This is a genomic window from Allobosea sp. P1_A7 (assembly GCF_056406775.1).
Genome location: NZ_JBFTZN010000004.1, coordinates 22113 through 41890 on the forward strand (window position 1 = coordinate 22113; position 19778 = coordinate 41890).

Here is a 19778-nt window from a genome sequence, read left to right on the forward strand (position 1 = left end):
GCCTGCGATGAATTCATGGACCTTGCGGCGGCAATCGCTCATACCAGAGCCGAAAGTCCACATCGGTGGATGATGAAATCGCCCCATGCTCAACCTCAACGACCTTCATCTCTTCGTCCAGGCCGTCGACAGCGGCGGCTTCGCGTCGGCGTCACGCCGCCTCGGCATGCCCAAATCGACGATCAGCAAGCGCGTCGCCGTGCTTGAAGCCAGTCTCGCCACACGGTTGATTCACCGGACATCGCGCAGCTTCACGCTGACTGAACTCGGGCGGGACTTCTACGAGCACGCGCGCGCCTCGCTGATCGAGGCGGAAGCCGCCGAGAGCATCGTCCGTCGGCGCCAGGCCGAGCCCAGCGGCACCGTGCGGGTCACGACATCGGTCCCGACAGCGCAGCTCTACCTGGCGGAACGCCTACCGGCGCTTGTGGCAGCCTATCCGAAGCTGACGGTGCAGCTTCATGCCACCGATCGCTTCGTCGACCTGGCCCAGGAGGGATTTGACATCGCGGTGCGCAGCCATTTCGCGCCACTGCCGGATTCAGGGCTCGTGCAGTTGCAGGTCGCCACGGAGACCATCATCCTGGTGGCGTCTCCGGGCTATCTCAGCCAGCGGAGCGCTCCTGCCGTGCCGGGCGATCTCAGTGTGCATGACGGGCTCCTGGTCTCCCCCTCCGCCAAGATCTGGCGACTGCACGACAGCGCAGGCCAGGAGGTGCTCGCCGCGCCCTTCGGGCGCTTCATCGCCGACGAAACGCAGATATTGCTCGGAGCTGCCAAGGCCGGGCTTGGGATCGCATGCCTGCCGGAGGTCGCCTGCCGAAGGGCCATCGATGCCGGCGAAATCATGCGCGTCCTGCCGGACTGGACAGCCGGCACGGTCACGACCTCGATCCTGACGACACATCGGCGCGGGCAGCTCCCCGGCGTCCGCGCGGTCGTCTCGTTTCTGGCAAAGGGGCTGCGCGCTTAGCGTCGGGCGAGCCGACAAGGGAATAATCCCGCCCTCGGAAACAGTTTTCCTAAGCGAAGCATCGGTCACGATGCTATTCATCTCCGGCGCTCACCCCGAATCAGCCCGCCTGACGAAAATAGTTCGATGAGGATCCTCGCCCCGGCCGCCAGGTCTTCGCTGCCCCAGCTCCGCGACGAGCGGCTCGCCGACGGGTGGACAGGCCGGTGACGGAGAAAAGCCAGACCGGCTCTGTCGCAGCCCTTGGTGCGATCGTCACCGGTGCCCTGATCCTGCAGATCGCAAGCACGATCATTCACACGGTCGTACCCCTGCGCCTGGCGGTCGAAAAGCAGCCTCCTCTCCTCATCGGCATCGTCGGTTCCGCCTATTCGCTCGGCTTCCTGCTCGGCTGTTTCGCTATCCCCTCGCTGATCCGGCGGATCGGCCATATCCGTGGCTTTRCGGTCTTTGCCGCGGTGCAATCGGTGCTTGCGCTGAGCTTTCCGGCCATGCCGGTGGAATGGTGGGGCGTCTCGCGCTTCATCATGGGCGTGGCCGCAGCCGGGCACGGCATCTGCATCGAAAGCTGGATCAGCGGACAGGCGCCTTCGAGCCATCGCGGCCGGATTTTCGGCGCCTACCAGATCCTCAATCGCCTCGCACTGATCGGCTCGCAGATCGGGATCGGCTATGTCGCCATCGAATCCCACGACATCTTCCTGATCGCGAGCGCCGCTTTTTCGCTGGCGCTCATCCCGGTCGGGCTGACGCGCACGAGAGCCCCGGAATCGCACGAGCTCGTCTCGGTCAAGCTGAAGACGCTCTGGCTCCAGGCCCCGGCTGCCGTCGTCGGTTGTCTTTACGTCGGATTGATGGGCGGGGTGCTGACCAATGTCGCCCCGGCCTATGGCATCCTCATCGGTCTCGACCAGCAATCGGCCATCCTGCTGACCGCCTCGATCCAGATCGGCGCGCTGATCCTGCAATGGCCGATCGGCCTGATGGCCGACCGGATCGACAGCCGCATCATCATGCTGGGCGCGGCAACGATCGTGACGCTCGCTGCTGCAGCGCTCGGCGCCGTGCTCTTCGCCAATGCTCCGCACGCCAAGCTCTGGTCCTACACGCTCTTCGCACTGATCGGTGGCTGCAGCGTTGCGCTCTACACCGTCGCGGTCACGCACGCCTATCTCCGGCTGGGACAGGATCAGGCGGTCGGCCTTTCGGCCGGGCTGCTCTTCCTCTGGGGAACGGGCGCAGCCATCGGCCCGATCGTCGCCACCGGGTTCATGCAAGTGTTCGGGCCGCAGGCGTTGCTGGCCTATATCGGCCTGCTATCGGCCGGCCTCGTCGGCTATCTCGCAGTGCGGCTGCTGAAAAAGCCGCCGGCGGTAAGCCTCGGTTCCGAGCGCAGCACACGGCCACCGTCCATGCCGGATATCGGGCCGAGACCGCGATAGACAGCTCTCGCAAAGCGGCCCGCCTGTGCCAGGCGGGCCCTGTTCATATCAGACGCCGAGCGGGCTCGGTGCGCCGGCGCCAGGCTCAGTAGCCGAGCGCCATGCCGTCCTTGCGCTGATCGGAGCCGCCGAGCAGGACGCCCCGCGCCTCATCGATCCAGATGGCCTGGCAGCCGCCGGTCGGCTCGGGCAGCACCGAGACATCATGGCCGCGCGCGGCGAGATCGGCGCGGATCTCGGGGCCGATCGTCGACTCGACCGTGAGCTTGCCCTCGGCGACGAAGCTGCGCGGGCGGTCGGCCGCCTGCTGCGGGTCGTCGCCACGATCGAGCATCGAAGACAGGACATGCGCGTGGCCGGTCGCCTGATACTGGCCGCCCATCACGCCATAGGTCATCTGCGTGCGGCCATCCTTGGTCAGCAGCGCCGGGATGATGGTGTGGAGCGGGCGCTTGCGCGGCGCGATCGCGTTGGGATGGCCCTCGATCAGCCGGAAGCCGGCGCCACGGTTCTGCAGCATCACACCGGATTCAGGCGCATAGATGCCGCTCCCGAAGGCCCAGAACAACGAATTGATGAAGGAGACGGCGTTGCGATCGCGATCGACCACGGTGAGATAGACCGTGTCGCGATGCACCGGCATGTCGTCGTCGACGGCGGGCTGCGCCCGCTTCATGTCGATCCGGTCGCGCAGGCGGCCGATGAAGGCATCCGACAGAACCTGCTGCACATCGACAGGCGCAAAGGCCGGATCGGCAACGAGCAGGTCGCGCTGGTGATAGGCAGCCTTCGTCGCCTCCGCCAGCAGATGGATACGATCGGCCTCGCTGACGCGCCCCTCGGCGAGATCGAAACCCTCGAGGATGCGGGCGATGATCAGTGCCGTCAGCCCCTGGCCGTTCGGCGGGCACTCGTGCAGGCGATAGCCACGATATTCGGCTGAAATCGGCTCGACATAGTCGGAGGTCTGGCCGGCGAAGTCATCCGCGACATGCAGAGCGCCGTTGCGATTGAGGACGGAAACGATCTCGTCCGCCACTGGCCCGCGATAGAAGGCGTCGCGTCCTTGATGGCCGAGCCGGCGCAGCGTCCGCCCGAGCGCGGGATGGGTCATGCGATCGCCGACGCGGGGGGCTTCGCCGCCCGGCAAATAGACAGCCGCCGCACCTTCATATTTGCGCAGGCGATTGGCGTAGATCGCCCAGTCATGGGCGACGCGCGGGGTCACCAGGAAGCCGTCCTCCGCCGCCTTGATGGCGGGCTGCAGCACTTCCTCCAGGCTGAGGCGGCCATGGTCGGCCGAGAGTCGGCACCAGGCATCGGCCGCGCCAGGAACCGTCACGGCATGGGGTGAGTTATCGGCAATCGAGGTCATGTCCTGCTCGCGGAACCAAGCCAGCGTGGCCGCCGCTGGTGCACGCCCGGAGCCATTGAGCGCAATCGGCGCCTTGCCGGGCTGAGCGTAGATCGCGAAACAATCGCCGCCGATGCCGGTCATGTGGGGGTCGATGACGCCCTGCATCGCCACGGCGGCGATCGCCGCATCAATCGCATTGCCGCCGGCCTTCAGGATGCCGAGCGCCGCCAAAGTGGCCGCTGGGTGGGAGGTCGCCGCCATCCCGTTCTCTGCCACTGCCAGCGAACGCCCTGGCCTGGTGAAATCCCGCGTCCCGAACATGATCGTCTCTTCCCTTTGTCGTCAGCTCAAACCGGCTGCTGCTGCGCGGTCGCATATCATGATCGCGGCGCGATGTGTCCTGAGGATCGACGCAGGGCAGGCAGGATCGAGCGGCCCCTTGACCGCGCGGGCCACCGCCGCCGCCTTCCCCGCTCCGGTAGCGATCAGGATGATCCGGCGCGCCTCCAGAATCGTCCCGATCCCCATGGTGATGCCGAATTCCGGCACCGTTTCGCTTTCGGCGAAGGGCCCCTGGTTCGCTTCCTGAGTCGAGGCCGCGAGCGCGACCTGGCGCGTACGCGAGGTAAAATCCGAACCGGGTTCGTTGAAGGCGATATGGCCGTTGGAGCCGATGCCCAGCAGCTGCAGGTCGATGCCGCCGGCCGCCGCGATAGCGGCTTCATAGGCTGCCGCCTCACGAGCGAGATCGAACGCGTTGCCGTCTGGCATGAAGGTGCGGGCGCGATCGGCATCGACCTCTTCGAACAGCGTCTCATTCATGAAACGCGGGAACGAGGCCGGGTGCTGCGGCGGCACGCCGACATAATCGTCGAGATTGAAGCTTGTGCTCCCGGCAAAGGAGACCCGCCCGGCGCGATAGGCCGCAACCAACTCGCCGTAGACCGGGCGCATCGTCTCGCCTGTCGCCAGGCCAAGCACGGTCGAAGGCCGCGACAAGAGTTCCGCCACGATCCTGTTCGCGACATCCGCGGCAACGGTAGCGGCATCGTCGAGCACGACGAGGCCGGGGGCAGTGACATGGGCGTTCATGCTGTCTCGGTCGCCTTCCCGACGGGGAGAGCGAAGTCGCTCTGGAGGCTGGTCAGGCCGAACAGGCTGTCATGGATTCGTGACAGCGCCGTGCCGACGGCTCCGACAAGCGTCGCACGGCTGCCAAGCGCGCTCGGCTCGATCCGCAGGGCTCCCCCGAGATGCCGGGCGACGAGCGTACGCAGTCGCGAGATCAGTTCTTCGCGCACGCCAATGCTGCCGCCGAGCACAATCAATTCAGGGTCGACCACGGCGCGGATCGCCATCATGCCCTGGACCATGACGCGCGCCGTCTCGTCGAGTGTCGCGATGGCGGCCTCTTCGCCCTGAGCGAGCTGCGCGAAGACACCGCGCACATCCTGCGCCATGCGACCGCCAAAGCCGCGGTAACGCTGAAGGATGGCTACGCTGCCGATCGCGGTCTCAAAGGGGCCATGGAACTGGCCGCGCGAGTCGAAAGGATCGCCGCCAACCGGCAGAAAGGCGATTTCGCCAGCAGCCCCGCTGGCGCCGCGGGCAAGTCGCCCATCCAGAACAAGGCCCATGCCGATGCCGGTGCCCATCGCGATGAAGGCGAAGTTGCGGACGTCCTTGCAGCAGCCCTGCCATTGCTCGCCCATCGCTGCGAGATTGACGTCATTCTCGATCACCACGGCACAGCCGAGACGGCGCTCGAGCTCGTCCGCCACCCGGATGCGGTCGAAGCCGGGGATGTTGGGCGCGATCTCGATCTTGCCCGAGCGTGGATCGACGACGCCCGGACTGCCCATGGCGGCGCAGCGCAGGCCGCCCGGAGCGAGGCCGGCCTTGCGTGCCAGCCGCTCAGCCAGCGCGCCGATCTGTTCGACCACCGCAAGGCCGCCGCGCGAATCCGTCGGCTCCATCTCTTCCGCGACGATCGTACCGACCACATTGGCAAGCGCGGCGTGGATCTTGGTGCCCCCGAGATCCACGCCGAGCACGAAAGCGGCGTCCTGCTGGATCTCGTAGGTCACGGCACTTCGTCCCACCGCGCCCTGCGTCTGCCCACGCACACGCAACCAGCCGCTATCCTCCAGCGCGCGCACGACCTCGGAGGTCGTCTGCTTCGACAGGCCGGTGATGCGGGCCAGCTCGGCACGTGAAATCGGGCCGCGATGCAGCACGGCCTCAATCACCGAGCGCACCGACATCTGGCGCGCAACCGGCGTGGAGTAAGCCTCTGCGCGAGGCGGTTCATCCGTCAATTCGTCAACCATGCGAACTAATAACGGATCGTTCTTGCCAATTGTCAATCTCGCACATGCAAGATGCGACTAAATCCTCTTGCCGAGCGGCATTGTTCGTCAGGTGTCTTTACAAACTCGAGAGCACGTGCATGCATTCCCGTCAGCATCACGCTCAAGACGGCGCCGCCTCGGTGGCAGCTGGTGACGAGACGGCTCGGGAGGCTGGATCATGCGAAATTCTAGACCACTGGTTTTTGCCGCTGCGCTCGCAGCAAGTCTGGCAGGCGCTGCGGTTGCCGCTTCGGCCCAGGGCACCAATCTGCGGGTCGGCATCCAGGACGACCCCGATGCGCTCGACCCGGCGACGAGCGGGACCTATGCCGGCCGCTTCGTCTTCGCGGCCATGTGCGACAAGCTGGTCGATATTGCGCCTGACCTGACGATCGCACCGCAACTCGCCCAGAGCTGGGAATGGGCGCCGGATCAGAAGGCGATCACCTTCAAGCTCCGCCCAGGCGTGAAGTTCCACGACGGCACCAGCTTCGATGCGGAGGCCGTGAAGTTCAACATCGAGCGCATGCTGACGATGAAGGACTCTCGCCGGAAGGCCGAGCTTTCAGCGGTGGCTGGCGTCGAGGTCGTGGCCCCCGATCAGGTGCGCCTGACGCTCAAGGAGCCTTTCGCCCCCCTGCTCTCCGTGCTCAGTGACCGCGCCGGCATGATGGTCTCGCCCGCGGCCGGTGCGAAGGACGACTTCGCCAACGCGCCCGTCTGTGCGGGACCCTACAAGTTCGTCGAGCGCAAGGCGCGCGACCTGATCAAGCTGACGAAGTTCGCGGATTACTGGGACGCCGCCAATTACGGCTATGACAGCGTGGCCTATTATTACGTGCCGGATTCAACCGTTCGCCTGTCGCGCGTTCGGGCCGGCGATCTCGATCTCGTCGAGCGCGTCGCACCGACCGATCTCAAGACCGTGCGTGACGACAAGAGCCTCAAGCTGCACGGCGCGCCCGGTCTCGCCGTCTCGCATCTGATGGTCAATCTCGGCAATGGCGAGAAGGCCAACGGCCCCCTGGCGAAGGATGCCCGGCTGCGCAAGGCCTTCGAGCTCTCGCTCGATCGCGCCATCATCAACCGCGTTGCCTTCAACGGTGAATACACCGCCGACAACCAGATGATCCCGCCCTCGGACCCGTTCCATTCGAAGGCGCATCCGGTTCCGGCCCGTGACGTCGCCGCGGCCAAGGCCCTGATGGCGCAGGCCGGGGTGACCAGCGTGCCGGTCGAGATCACCTTCGAGAACGCCCTCACGGATGCGCGCGTCGCACAGATCGTGCAATCCATGGCCAAGGAGGCGGGCTTCGACGTCAAGCTTCTGCCGCTCGAAACGGCGAGTGCGATCCAGCGCTATCTCGCAGGAAATTTCGAGGTCTATATCGGCAACTGGAGCGGGCGCGGCGATCCGGATCCGACCCTCTACGCCTTCTTCTCCTGCGCCGGCGGCCAGAACTTCAACAAATACTGCAACCGCGATCTCGAAACCGTCCTGAACAATGCCCGTGCCGAGGGTGACGCCGGCAAGCGCAAGGCGCTCTATGAGAAGGCCACCGGCCTCTATCTCGCCGACCTGCCCAGCATCCCGCTCTATCATCCGAACTGGTTCTTCGCGGCGCGCGCCAATGTCGGCGGCCTCAGCGTGTATCCCGACGGATTGCTGCGGCTGAAGGGCGTCAAGCCGGCGCCGTGAGGCACGTGCCGGCGGCCGAGAGGGGCGCGGAATGATCAACTTCCTGGCGGGGCGTCTGGCCGTCGCGGTGCCGACGCTGCTGCTGGTCTCGATCCTGGTATTCGGGCTGCAGAAGCTGTTGCCCGGCGACCCCGCGCTCGCACTCGCCGGCGAGGATCGCAGCCCCGAGATCATCGCGTACCTCCGCGCCAAGTACCAGTTCGACCAGCCCCTGCCAGTGCAATACTGGAGCTGGCTGAGCGCCTTCGTGCAGGGCGATTTCGGTCTCTCGATCCGAACCCGACTGCCGATCGGCACGATGATCGCCGAGAAACTGCCGGTCACGATCGAACTCGCGACGCTTTCGATGCTGATCGCAGTCGCGATCGGAATCCCCGCCGGAATCATCGCCGCCCTGTGGCGCGGTTCGGTGCTCGACCACGCCGTCAGCCTGTTCGGCCTCGCCGGCCTCTCGATCCCGAGCTTCTGGCTCGGGATCATGCTGATCCTGCTGTTCTCGGTCTCGCTCGGCTGGTTGCCGTCGGGCGGCTACGTCCCCTTCTTCGAAAGTCCGCTCGGCAACCTGAGGACCATGGCCATGCCGAGCCTCGTGCTCGGCGCCGCCTCCGGCGCCATCATCATGCGCCATACCCGCAGCTCGATGTTGACCGTGCTGAAGCAGGATTTCGTCCGCACGGCGCGCGCCAAGGGCCTCAGCGAACATGTCGTCGTGGTCCGCCATGCGCTGCGCAACGGACTGATCCCGGTCGTCACCCTTGGCACGCTGCAATTCGGGCAGCTCCTCTCCGGCGCCGTGCTGACGGAACAGGTCTTCGGTATTCCCGGCTTCGGCAAGATGATCGTCGACGGCGTCTTCAGCCGCGACTACGCCGTGGTCCAGGCCGTGGTGATGTGTGCGGCCGGTTTCTTCCTGCTGATGAGCCTTCTCGCCGACATCGCCTATGCCGCGCTCAATCCGAAGCTGCGCGGATGAGCCAGGTCGAGATCATTGCGCCCTCTGTCCCGGTGCGGACCCGTACGGGGTGGGAGCGCCTGCTGCGCGAGCCTTCGGCGCTGATCGGCGGTGGCATCGTGCTCGTCTTCGCGCTGATGGCCGTCTTCGCCCCCTGGGTCGCCCCCTACGATCCCAATGCCTCGGACTGGTCGGCGATCCGGCTCGGCCCGACACTCGCCCACCCCTTCGGCACCGACGATCTGGGTCGGGACGTCCTGTCGCGCATCATCTTCGGCGCGAGGGCCTCGCTCGCGGCCGGCTTCCTCTCGGTGGCGATCGCACTGGTCTTCGGCGTGCCCTTCGGCTTGATCGCCGGATATTTCGGCGGTGTCGTCGACATCGTGATCTCGCGCCTGACCGACGCGCTGCTCGCCTGTCCGTTCCTGGTTCTGGCGATCGCGCTTGCCGCCTTCCTCGGCCCGAGCCTGCAGAACGCGATGATGGCCATCGGCATCTCGGCGATGCCGATCTTCGTGCGGCTCGCGCGCGGGCAGACCCTGATCGTGCGGGAAGAAGACTATGTCAGCGCGGTGGTCTCGCTCGGCGCGTCGCATCGCAAGGTCATCATCTCGCATATCCTGCCCAACATCATGCCGCCGCTCGTCGTGCAGGCCACGCTGACCACGGCGATCGCTGTGCTGGCGGAGGCGAGCCTCGCCTTTCTCGGCCTTGGCCAGGCGCCCCCCGATCCGTCCTGGGGCAGCATGCTCGACGCCGCTCGGCAGTTCCTGGTGGACGCCCCCTGGATGGCGATCTGGCCCGGGCTCGCGATCGTCGTCGTCGTGATCGGCTTCAACCTGCTGGGCGATGCGCTCAATGACGTTCTCAACCCGCGCGACTGATCACGAGGTGGCCATGCCCGAYCACTCCCTGCTTCCCACCCTGCGGATCGGCTTCGTCGGCTCCGGCTTCATCGCGCATTTCCATCTGACGGCGCTGATGGGAGTCCGCAATGTCGCGGTCACCGGGGTCTACTCGCCGCGCGCGGAACGCCGCGCGGCCCTCGCGGCGCGGGCGAACGAACTCGATCTTGGCCCCTGCAAGGCGTTCGCCAGCCTCGAGGCCATGCTGACCTCCGGCGAGATCGACGCGATCTGGCTGCTGAGCCCGAACCACACGCGCGTCGAGACGATGCGCGAGATCCACGCGGCGGTAACGTCCGGCCGGTCCCGCCTGCGCGCCATCGCCTGCGAGAAGCCTCTGGGCCGGACACTGCGCGAGGCGCGCGAGATGCTGAGGCTGGCCGAGGATGCCAGGCTGCTGCACGGCTATCTCGAGAACCAGCTGTTCTCGACGGCGGTGCAGCGCGGGCGCGAGATCATCTGGCGTCGCGCCGTGCCCGGCGCCGGTCGGCCCTATATCGCGCGCGCCGCCGAAGAACATAGCGGCCCGCACGAACCCTGGTTCTGGCAGGGCGAGAAGCAGGGCGGCGGCGTGCTCTCGGACATGATGTGCCACAGCGTCGAGGTCGCCCGCCATCTGCTGACCGCGCCGGGCGAGCCCCGCGATGCGCTGACCCTGGTCTCCGCCAATGCCACCGTCGCGACGCTGAAATGGAACCGGCCGGCCTATGTCAAGCAGCTCAAGGCTGGGATGGGCCCTGAGGTCGACTATGCCAAGCGGCCGTCGGAGGATTTTGCACGCGGGCTGATCACGCTGCGGGACCCCGACGGCAACGAGCTGATGATCGAGGCGACGACGTCATGGGCCTATGTCGGCCCCGGCCTCAGGATCACGCTCGAACTGCTCGGGCCGGAATATGCGATGGAGTTCAGCTCGCTGAACACGGGACTGAAGATCTTCATCTCGCGCGCGGTCAGCGGCGCAAGCGGCGAGGACCTGGTCGAGAAGCAGAATGCCGAGCACGGCCTGATGCCCGTGCTGGAGGACGAAGCCGGCGTCTATGGCTACACGCTGGAGAACCGGCATTTCGTCGAGGCGTTCCGGCGCGGCACCATGCCGGAGGAGACCTTTGCCGACGGCGTCGCCGTCGTGCACATGCTGATGGCGCTCTATCGCTCGGCGGAACTCGGCCGGACCGTGAACTTCGCCGATGAGGATCTGGACGAGTACGTCCCCGTCGTCGCGCGGCCGGCGACCTGAGATCAGCGCTGCCGCCCGGGAGAACCGGGCGGCAGCACATTTGGACCAAAGCCTTGGATCAGGCCTTGTAGTAGTCGTCGATCAGCTTCTGCTCGGCAGCGGCAGCCTCCTTCAGGGCCGCGAGCGGATCCTGGTTCTGCRGCAGCACCCGGTCGAGCATGTCCTGGAAGATCTGGCCCTGAGCCTCTTCCGCCACGAAATCGGTGGCATGGGCGTATTTGAGGCCAGCCAGCATCGGGCCGGAAAGCGGATCGGCCAGGTTCTTGGCGCTCAGTGCGACCTCGGGCTTGGCCGGCAGCTCGCCGGTCTTCTCGAACCAGAGCTGCATCGCGTCATTGGTGGTGATGAAGGCGAGGAACTTGAGCGCTGCATCGCGCTTGGCTCCGGTCGCGCTCGACGCCAGGCCATTGACCCAATAGGAGGCGTAGTTGCTGGCAATGCCGTTATGGGTCGGCATTTCCGAGACGCCCCAATCGAAGCCACGCGCGCTCTTGAAGGTGCCGAGGCGGAACGAACCGTCGACATGCTGCGCCGCCTTGCCGGCCTTGAAGGCCGCCTGGCTCTCGGAGAGGAAGCCCGCCGCAGCGACCTTATGCTTGCGCTGCAGATCGGTATACCAGCCGAAGGAGGCGGCCCCCGCGTCGTTGGCATAGGTCACGGTGCGGCCATCGTCCGAGTAGGGCTTGCCGCCGAACTGGCGCAGCAGGATCTCGCGCCACCAATGGTAGTCCTGCGACGGGATGCCGATGGTCGCGCCGGCCGTGGTGATGTTGCCACGCGAGTCGCGCTCGGTGACGGCCAGCGCGTTCTTCAGCATGTCGTCAAGCGTCACCGGCGGCTTGCCACCAGATGCGCCCGGCTTGCTCAGCAGCGTCTTGTTGTAGAACAGGCCGAGGCTGCGGACGGCGGTCGGAAGCGCCCAGTATCCCTCGTTCGTCCGCATCATCCGGACGAACTCGAAATAGTTCTTGTCGATATCGGCGACGTTGAAATGCTCGGCCGGCAGCGGCTGGATCAGCTTCGACTTGGCGTATTCGCGCATCCAGCCGAAGAAGAGCTGCAGGACATCGGGTCCCTCGCCCGCCGGCACGGCAGCCGCCGTCTTGGTCCGGTACTGGGCGTAGGGGAAGTGCGTGTGCTTGACCTTGATGCCCGGATTGGCAGCCTCGAACTGCTGGATGAGCGCATCCATCGCCTCGACGCGTTCCTTGAAGAAGTACTGCCAGTACTCGATCTGCACGGTCTGGGCACGCAGCACACTCGGCGCCGCCACGGTCAGGCCGGCGGCCGCGGCCCCGGTCGCGAAGCTGCGCCGGCTGAGGCGGAAGCCCTGGTTGTCTGTCGTCATGGTCTACTCTCCCTTGTTGTCCCTGGTGAAGGATGGCAGGCGTGGAACAGGCGGGCGCCGGCCCGCATCTGTGGCTGGAGACTGAAATGCGGCGACTGGACCTCGATGGCGCAACGCTGTTTGCGCTGACCGATGCCGCGCCAGCGCCGGCTGCTTCGCGCTATGCGTTTCCCGAAGCCGATTTCGCGGCGCATCCTGAATTGACGGCGCGCTGGTTCCCCGTCGGGATGTTCCACACGCGCTTCGGCGTCTTCGCGCTGCTCTGCCGCGATGGCCGCATCCTCATGGTCGATGCCGGCCTCGGCCCCGGCCCCAGTCCCTATTTCGACGGGCTCGGCGGCCGGCTGCCAGAGGAGTTCAAGGCCGCTGGGCTCGATCCGAACGCAGTCTCGCTCGTGGTCTTCAGCCATTTCCATCTCGACCATGTCGGCTGGGCACTCGACGAGACCGGCGCTCTCCGCTTCAGCCAGGCGCGCTATCTCGCGCCGGCAGCCGAGATCGCGCACTGGCAGGCTCAGGGCGAGGAAGCCGCCCTGCCGCACCATGTCGCGGCCTTCCGGCGCAGCATCGCGCCCATCGTCGAGAGCCGTCGGCTCGAGGCCGCAGAGGCTGGACTGCCGATCTTCGATAGCGGCAAAATAACCGCCTCGCTCCTGCCGGCTCCCGGACATACCGCCGGCCATCATGCGATCCTGATAGAAGGTGCGGGCCGCCCCGTCCTGATCGCCGGAGACAGCTGGCACAACCCGGCCCAGATCGCGGTTCCCGAGTGGTGCCATCGTGCCGATCGCGACCAGGATCAGGCGCGGCAGAGCCGCCGCGCCGTGGCGGAACATGCAGCCAGAACCGGGGCGATCGTTGCCGCCGGGCATTTCATCGAGTCCGAGGCCTTCGGCCAGATCGTACAGGACGCCGCGACGGGCGCCCTCGCCTACCAACCGCTCCACCAATAGGCTGGCCGGTTCGATCTCGATTGCGGGACAAGCCGGCACCATGGCCTCAGCTCCCCGCCGCCAGATCCCGCCTGCCATTGGCCGGACGGGTTTTTCCTAGCTCCGTTGCTCTCGCCGCACGCGCCGGTTTCGGCAGTTTTGCTGCTCGCGGATGCGGCGTCAGGCCACTGAACAAGGGCAAGGTCGCGCCGCCGAGAGCCGGCGAATTGCGGCCAGCGCGCCCGGTCAGCAAGCGTGGCTGCTGCCGGCCCTTGCGCTGGCTGACGGAGGCCGGCAGCGGCGCGATGGCCTGCATCAGGGCAGCCAGGACCCGTTCCGGCACCTGTCCACCGATCACGATGGTCTCGGGATCGAGCAGGTTCTCGATGTTGGCGATGGCGATGCGCAAATGGCGCGCCGCCTCGGCGATCCAGCAAGCGACGATCGCCTCGTGACCCTCGAAGAGACGCTCAACCGCACAGCTGTCCGCATCCCCGACGCCGGCATCACCCAGCATCCGACGCAACGCATGCAGCGAAGCCCGCGCCTCCAGCGCCACAAGCCCACCCCGATCAGGGTCGTGGCCGACGATCATGCGGCCAATCTCGCCGGCATTGCCGAAGGCGCCGGTCACCGGTTGTCCCTCGACGAAGAGGCCGCCACCGATGCCTTCGGCAAGATAGAGATAGACGAAGCTGCGCAGATCGCGCGCAACCCCATGCAGATGCTCGCCGATTGCCGCAGCCGTCGCGTCGTTGCCGACGATGACGGGCAGGTTCAGCCCCGCAGAGAAGGCCTCGCGAAACGGAAGCCGAGACCAGGCCGCCATGGCTAGCGGATCCTGCTCGCTCTCCGCGACATCTCCGAACGGGCCCGGCAATGCGATGCCGACGCCCCAGAGCCGGGCCCGCGCAATGCGGCCTTGCTCGACCAACCCGGCAACCAGCGCAATCAGGCTCGGGAGGGCGAGATCGGGGCGCCCCGTATCGCAATCGATGCTGCGTTCGGCCCGGACATGGGCGCCGAGATCGACCAAGATACCGGTCATGCGGCCAGGCTCGACCTGCACACCGACGGCAAAGCCGCCATCGAGCGCCAGCGCGAGATCGATTGGCGGCTGGCCGCGCGCCGAAGCGCGGCGGCCGACGATGCTCACCAGTCCTTCGCGACACAGCTCGTCAGTCACGGTCGAGACGGTCTGGGCCGAGAGCCCGGTCGCCTCGGCGATCTCCGCGCGCGAGGCTGCACCGGAACGCCTCAACGCCTCGATCACCACGCGGCGATGATGGCCGCGGCGATCGAACGGGGCGAGACCGGATACGCTCATGAGCGGCGCGAACCTTCCGATTGAAATGCAGAGCCTGTGGGCCTGGCGCGAAGCAGGGCTTGCATCATGTCGCCGGCTTCGTATTAAATCAACGGACTTGATTTAATCGGACGACACAAAGCGGGGACGCCGGAACGGGGATGCGACGCATGCGGGGCTACGCGGGATTGACGATCGAGACGAAGCAGGCACTCACGGCCTGGGCGTTCCTTGCCGTGCCGATCGCATTCTTCGCGGTGATCCGATTCTATCCGGCACTGGAATCGTTCGGCATCGCCTTCATGCAGTGGAACCTGCTCTCGAAACCGGTCTTCATCGGGCTCGACAATTTCCGGAAGATGATGGGCGATCCGGTGTTCTGGCTCGCCTTCAAGAACACGTTCATCTACCTCATGGTCGGCACGCCGCTCAGCCTGCTCCTGTCCTTCGTCATCGCCTATTATCTCGATCAGGTCCGCTTCGCGCATGGCCTGATCCGGGCCTGCTATTTCATCCCGCACCTGACGACGACAGTCGCGATGGCCTGGGTCTGGCGCTGGTTCTACCAGCCGCCACCGATCGGGCTGCTCAACAACATGCTGAACGCGGTCGGGCTCGATGCGCAGCCCTTCCTGCGCTCGACGACGCAGGCGCTCTATGCAGTGCTGACGCCGGCGATCTGGGCCGGGCTCGGCTTCCAGATCGTGCTGTTCATGGCGGGCTTGCGTGCCATTCCGTCGAGCTATTACGAGGCGGCGCGGATCGACGGCGCGGGCAAATGGATGATCCTGCGCCAGATCACCCTGCCCCTGCTCAAGCCCACCATCGTCTTCCTGGTGGTGATCTCGTCGATCGGCTTCCTGCGCATCTTCGACACGGTCTACAACATGACCGACAACGGCGCCGGCGGACCTCTGAACAGCACCAAGCCTCTGGTGCTCTACATCTATGAGACCGCCTTCCGTTCATATCAGATGGGCTATGCGGCGGCGCAGACATTGGTGCTGTTCGTGATCCTTCTGACGGTCAGCCTCCTCCAACTCTGGCTGATGCGGGAGAAATCATGAGCACGGCAACCTCCGCCGCGTCCCCGATGCCGAACTGGCGGCTGCAACTCGCCGCTCGTCCCGGCCAGGTGCTCGCCTGGACGCTCCTCGCCATGGGCGCCATCGCGATGATGATGCCGCTGCTCTACATGGTCGCAACCTCGCTGAAGCTCTCCAACGAGGTCTATGAACTCAACATCATCCCGCGCGAACCGACCTTCGAGAACTACGTTTATATCTTCAAGAACACGCGCTTCGGCCTGTGGTTCGTCAACTCGCTGGTGACGAGCCTCCTCGTCACCCTGTCCGTACTCTTCTTCGATTCGCTGATCGGCTACACGCTCGCCAAGTTCAAGTTCCGCGGCCGCGAGGTGGTGTTCATCGCCATCCTGACGACGCTGATGATCCCGACCGAGATGCTGGTCGTGCCCTGGTATCTGATGGCCAAGAATTTCGGCTGGCTGAACAGCTATTGGGGCATCATGTTTCCCGGACTGATGACCGGCTTCGGCGTCTTCCTGATGCGGCAGTTCTTCGCCGGCGTGCCCGACGACTACATCCATGCCGCGCGTATCGATGGGCTCGGCGAATTCGCGATCTGGTGGAAGGTGGCTTTGCCGCTGGTGACGCCGGCGCTGTCGGCCCTGGCGATCTTCACCTTCCTCGGCAATTGGACCGCCTTCCTCTGGCCGCTGATCGCCACCAATGACCGTGCGCTCTACACACTGCCGGTCGGCCTTGCCTCGTTCTCCGGCGAGTTCCTGACCGATTGGGAGCTGATCATGGCCGGCGCCACCATCGCGACGCTGCCGACGCTCGTCGTCTTCGTCATCTTCCAGCGCTACATCATCCGCGGCGTCGTGCTCGCGGGCCTGAAAGGCTGATTCTCGCATGAACGCGCTTACGCCCGACGCCCCTTCCGGCAGCGACGACCGTTTTCCGGCGCCGGTCTATGCCCGCACCGTGCTGGCGCCGGGCTTTGCCCATAGCCAGATGCATCATCTCGCGCATCTCCTGCGCCTGCACCGCGCCCATGGCGTCATGCTGGCCGAGCAAAGCCTGCTGACCCGCCCCGAGGCGGCGGCGATCTTTGGCGCTCTCGACATCGTGGAACGTGAACTCACCGGAGCCGAACCCGCCGCTTATACCGGCGAGCATGAGGACCTGTTCTTCTTCATCGAGACCAAGCTCGCGGCGCTGATCGACAAGGACATCGCCGGGCGCCTGCATACCGGGCGCTCGCGCAACGATATCGACCACACCCTGTTCAAGCTCGCGCTGCGCGAGCGGCTCGACACGCTCGGCCTGCAGCTGCTCGACCTGATCACAACGCTGATCCGGCGCTCGCGCGAGGAGGCCGGCACGCTGATCCTCGCCTATACGCACGGCCAGCCGGCCCAGCCTTCGACCTATGGCCACTATCTCGGCGCAGTGATCGAGGTGTTGCTGCGCGACGTGACCCGGCTGATGCAGGCGCGCGAGGTCGTCGACCTCAGCACGATGGGCGCAGCTGCCATCACCACGACAGGCTTCCCGCTCGACCGCGCCCGCGTCGCAGACCTGCTCGGCTTCCCCGATTTCCTGCGCAACTCCTATGGCTGCATCGCCTCGAGCGACTATACCGCCGGCGTCTATTCGGCCCTGCGGGTGCTGGCGCTGAATCTCGGCCGTTTCGCGCAGGACCTCGCCTTCTGGACCTCGTTCGAGGTCGGGCAACTACGCTTCTCCGACGGCTTCGTGCAGATCTCCTCGATCATGCCGCAGAAGCGCAATCCGGTTCCCGTCGAGCATCTGCGCCTGATGGCTTCGCTCACCGCGGGCAAATGCGACGCGGTGCTGCTCGCCTTGCACAATACGCCCTTCACCGACATGAACGACAATGAGCACGAGGTGCACGGTCAGGGCTACGAAGCCTTCGTCATGGCCGAACGCGCGCTCAGCCTTCTCGGCGGGGTCTTCGCATCCGCCAAGGTCGACGAGACGCGGGCGCGGGCGAATATCGAGGCGTCCTACGCCACGATCACCGAGCTCGCCGACACGCTGGTGCGCTGCGAAAAACTGCCCTTCGCCATCACGCATCATGTCGCCGCCGCGATGGCAAAGCACCTGCAGGCGACCCGGCAGACCCTCGGCACGGTGCCCTATGCCGAGTTCGTCGCCTTGTTCCGTGAGGTTACCGACCGCGACCCGGTGTTGACCGAGGCCGAATTCCGCGAGGCCGTGACGCCCGAGTATTTCGTCTCGGTGCGGACGCTCCCAGGCGGACCGGCCCCTGCCGCGATCGCCGAAAGCCTCTCCCTCTACGAGGCACAGGCTGCAGAGGCGCGGGAGTTGATTGCCCGTCACGCTGCGCGGGACGCCGCAGCGGGCAAGACGCTGTCCGGCGCCATTGCCTCATTCTCCGCGCCGAAGGGACTTTGAGCCGATGGCCAGCGTTTCGCTCAGCAAGGTCGTCAAGCGCTATGGCGATGTCGGCATTGTCCACGGCATCGACCTCGAGATCGCCGATGGCGAGTTCATCGTCGTGGTCGGCCCTTCAGGCTGCGGCAAGTCGACAACACTCAGGATGATCGCCGGGCTCGAGAGCCTCAGCGACGGCACGATCTCGATCGGCGGCCGCATCGTGAACACGCTGGAGCCCAAGGACCGGAACATCGCGATGGTGTTCCAGAACTATGCGCTCTACCCGCATATGACGGTGCACCGGAACATCGCCTTCGGCCTCTACGCTGCAAAACTGCCGAAGGCCGAGATCGACCGCAAGGTACGCGAAGCGGCCGCGCTGCTCGGGCTGACCGACCTGCTCGAACGCCGGCCGAATGCGCTCTCCGGCGGCCAACGCCAGCGCGTCGCCATGGGCCGCGCCATCGTGCGCGATCCCACCGTCTTCCTGTTCGACGAACCGCTCTCCAATCTCGACGCCCAGTTGCGCGGCCAGATGCGCACCGAGATCAAGCGGCTGCACCAGTCGATCGGCACCACGATCGTCTATGTGACGCATGACCAGATCGAGGCGATGACTCTCGCTGACAGAATCGTGATCATGCGCGACGGACGGATCGAGCAGGTCGGCACGCCGCTCGACGTGTTTCACACCCCTGCGAGCGCCTTTGTTGCCGGTTTCATCGGCACGCCGACGATGAACCTGCTGGAGGTCTCCGTGGTCCAGCAGAACGGGATGCCCGCGCTGGCGTTGGAGCCCGGTGGCGCGGCGCTCACTCTCGCCCCTGACGCGGCCGCGCGCCTCGGCGACCGCAGCACGGTTTTGATGGGCCTGCGGCCCGACAATCTCACGGTCGAGCCGCTCGATGCACCCGACCTCACCTCCGCGGGGCGGCAGAAGCTCAATGCCACGGTGGTCGTAGCCGAACCCCTCGGCGTCACGACGCAGGTCATCGTCAAGCTCGCCGGCCGCGAAGTGGTCGGCATGGCTGATGGCCGCTTCGTACCTGCCGCCGGAGCGGCAGTGAAACTCGCATGCGATCTCGACCGGCTACACCTGTTCGATGCGGAGACGCGGCTGCGCCTTTCCTAGATCATCGGACCGGATATCATATCCAGTCCGACGGTCTAACCACCTGTGTTTGCATCGGCTTTCCCGAAAACCGCACTCCACTTTTCGGAGCGATGCCAAGCAAGGTCAGGACGTGGCCACGCCGCGTTCGAGCTGCGGGAGGAGATCCCAGATCCGCCGGTTCAGAGCATAGAGTTCCTGCGTCGCCGCCGCGATCTCGTCGAGCCGAGCCTGGTCGACGGGGCGGCGGGTGCCGAAACGCAGCCTGCCCCGGGCCTCCTCCAGTTTCATGCTCTGTGTGTGTGTGATCGCCCCGCTCGCGTCGACGACGAAGGTGGCGTGGTTGAGATCGTTGCGCAGCCGCGTTGCCGCAGAAAAGGCCTCGACAACCGCGTCAAGCTCGGCGCGCAGCCCCTTGTCCGTGATCCGGACCTTGGCGAGGCGCTGCGCCAGGTCGAGGCGCGCCCGCGTCGTGTTGAGCGTGGAAAAGACGATCGCTGCAGCCGCCTCGTCCGTGTCCAGCAGCAGCATCAGCACATAGATGAACATGCTCTCATTGTTGGACCAGGCGAAATTGAGATCGCCTATCAACGACAGAAAGGCTACCCTTTGCTCGGCCGAGCGTTGCGCGGCCAGCTCCAGCGCGATGAAATCAGGACGGGGCGGCAGCGTAGATGGCCCGTTCCGGTTGTGCCTAAGCATGTCGTCCACCG

17 protein-coding genes are annotated in these 19778 nt (G+C 65.9%); 11 read left to right on the forward strand and 6 right to left on the reverse strand.

Annotated elements, in window-relative coordinates:
- The first annotated feature begins 85 nt into the window (after positions 1 to 85).
- Together AC1D34_RS01255 and AC1D34_RS01260 are read left to right on the forward strand one after the other, a co-directional pair.
- Entirely contained in the window at positions 86 to 973 is an 888-nt protein-coding gene (locus tag AC1D34_RS01255; RefSeq protein WP_441490296.1) for a LysR substrate-binding domain-containing protein, read from the forward strand.
- A 206-nt stretch (positions 974 to 1179) separates the two neighbouring features.
- Positions 1180 to 2415, forward strand: a complete 1236-nt coding sequence (locus AC1D34_RS01260; protein WP_476823291.1) for an MFS transporter — start codon at positions 1180 to 1182, stop codon at positions 2413 to 2415.
- 85 nt (positions 2416 to 2500) lie between these two features.
- Here the strand turns inward: AC1D34_RS01260 and ggt are convergent, their stop codons facing one another.
- The 3 genes from ggt to AC1D34_RS01275 are packed head-to-tail and all read right to left on the reverse strand — an operon-like array spanning position 2501 to position 6102.
- Entirely contained in the window at positions 2501 to 4093 is a 1593-nt protein-coding gene (gene ggt, locus AC1D34_RS01265; protein ID WP_441490298.1) for a gamma-glutamyltransferase, read from the reverse strand.
- Between the two features lie 21 nt (positions 4094 to 4114).
- Positions 4115 to 4864 (reverse strand): glucosamine-6-phosphate deaminase, encoded by a 750-nt coding sequence (locus AC1D34_RS01270; protein WP_441490299.1) that lies wholly within the window; start codon positions 4862 to 4864, stop codon positions 4115 to 4117.
- Positions 4861 to 6102 carry an ROK family transcriptional regulator gene (locus AC1D34_RS01275; RefSeq protein ID WP_441490498.1) on the reverse strand — a complete coding sequence of 414 codons (1242 nt, stop codon included), beginning with the start codon at positions 6100 to 6102 and terminating at the stop codon, positions 4861 to 4863. The genes AC1D34_RS01270 and AC1D34_RS01275 overlap by 4 nt, the downstream gene beginning before the upstream one ends.
- 199 nt (positions 6103 to 6301) lie before the next feature.
- On the opposite strand from AC1D34_RS01275, the gene AC1D34_RS01280 reads away from it, so the two are divergent.
- From AC1D34_RS01280 to AC1D34_RS01295, 4 genes are read left to right on the forward strand one after another with little or no spacing between them, the layout of a single operon-like run.
- Positions 6302 to 7822 carry an ABC transporter substrate-binding protein gene (locus tag AC1D34_RS01280; RefSeq protein WP_441507832.1) on the forward strand — a complete coding sequence of 507 codons (1521 nt, stop codon included), beginning with the start codon at positions 6302 to 6304 and terminating at the stop codon, positions 7820 to 7822.
- A 31-nt stretch (positions 7823 to 7853) separates the two neighbouring features.
- The gene (locus AC1D34_RS01285; protein WP_441490301.1) at positions 7854 to 8795 is read left to right on the forward strand and encodes an ABC transporter permease; all 942 of its coding nucleotides are present in this window, start codon (positions 7854 to 7856) and stop codon (positions 8793 to 8795) included.
- Positions 8792 to 9658 carry an ABC transporter permease gene (locus AC1D34_RS01290; RefSeq protein WP_441490302.1) on the forward strand — a complete coding sequence of 289 codons (867 nt, stop codon included), beginning with the start codon at positions 8792 to 8794 and terminating at the stop codon, positions 9656 to 9658. The genes AC1D34_RS01285 and AC1D34_RS01290 overlap by 4 nt, the downstream gene beginning before the upstream one ends.
- A gap of 13 nt (positions 9659 to 9671) precedes the next feature.
- On the forward strand, positions 9672 to 10919 hold the full coding sequence (locus tag AC1D34_RS01295) for a Gfo/Idh/MocA family protein (RefSeq protein ID WP_441490303.1): 1248 nt from the start codon (positions 9672 to 9674) through the stop codon (positions 10917 to 10919).
- A 58-nt stretch (positions 10920 to 10977) separates the two neighbouring features.
- On the opposite strand, the gene AC1D34_RS01300 is transcribed toward AC1D34_RS01295, so the two are convergent.
- Positions 10978 to 12267: an extracellular solute-binding protein gene (locus tag AC1D34_RS01300; protein WP_476823292.1), complete on the reverse strand. Its 1290-nt coding sequence runs from the start codon at positions 12265 to 12267 to the stop codon at positions 10978 to 10980.
- Between the two features lie 86 nt (positions 12268 to 12353).
- Between AC1D34_RS01300 and AC1D34_RS01305 the strand changes: the two genes are divergently transcribed.
- Entirely contained in the window at positions 12354 to 13220 is an 867-nt protein-coding gene (locus tag AC1D34_RS01305) for an MBL fold metallo-hydrolase (protein WP_441490305.1), read from the forward strand.
- A 46-nt stretch (positions 13221 to 13266) separates the two neighbouring features.
- Here the strand turns inward: AC1D34_RS01305 and AC1D34_RS01310 are convergent, their stop codons facing one another.
- The gene (locus tag AC1D34_RS01310; RefSeq protein ID WP_441490306.1) at positions 13267 to 14526 is read right to left on the reverse strand and encodes an ROK family transcriptional regulator; all 1260 of its coding nucleotides are present in this window, start codon (positions 14524 to 14526) and stop codon (positions 13267 to 13269) included.
- A gap of 149 nt (positions 14527 to 14675) precedes the next feature.
- Here AC1D34_RS01310 and AC1D34_RS01315 point away from each other — a divergent pair, with 149 nt between their 5' ends.
- The 4 genes from AC1D34_RS01315 to AC1D34_RS01330 are packed head-to-tail and all read left to right on the forward strand — an operon-like array spanning position 14676 to position 19086.
- Positions 14676 to 15572, forward strand: a complete 897-nt coding sequence (locus tag AC1D34_RS01315) for a carbohydrate ABC transporter permease (protein WP_441490307.1) — start codon at positions 14676 to 14678, stop codon at positions 15570 to 15572.
- Positions 15569 to 16435: a carbohydrate ABC transporter permease gene (locus tag AC1D34_RS01320; protein ID WP_441490308.1), complete on the forward strand. Its 867-nt coding sequence runs from the start codon at positions 15569 to 15571 to the stop codon at positions 16433 to 16435. The genes AC1D34_RS01315 and AC1D34_RS01320 overlap by 4 nt, the downstream gene beginning before the upstream one ends.
- 7 nt (positions 16436 to 16442) lie before the next feature.
- The gene (locus tag AC1D34_RS01325) at positions 16443 to 17972 is read left to right on the forward strand and encodes a lyase family protein (RefSeq protein WP_476823293.1); all 1530 of its coding nucleotides are present in this window, start codon (positions 16443 to 16445) and stop codon (positions 17970 to 17972) included.
- A gap of 4 nt (positions 17973 to 17976) precedes the next feature.
- Complete coding sequence (locus AC1D34_RS01330) at positions 17977 to 19086, forward strand: ABC transporter ATP-binding protein (RefSeq protein ID WP_441490310.1); 1110 nt, start codon at positions 17977 to 17979, stop codon at positions 19084 to 19086.
- A 105-nt stretch (positions 19087 to 19191) separates the two neighbouring features.
- Here AC1D34_RS01330 and AC1D34_RS01335 read toward each other — a convergent pair whose 3' ends face one another.
- Positions 19192 to 19767 (reverse strand): hypothetical protein, encoded by a 576-nt coding sequence (locus AC1D34_RS01335; RefSeq protein WP_441507537.1) that lies wholly within the window; start codon positions 19765 to 19767, stop codon positions 19192 to 19194.
- Between the last annotated feature and the right edge of the window lie 11 nt (positions 19768 to 19778).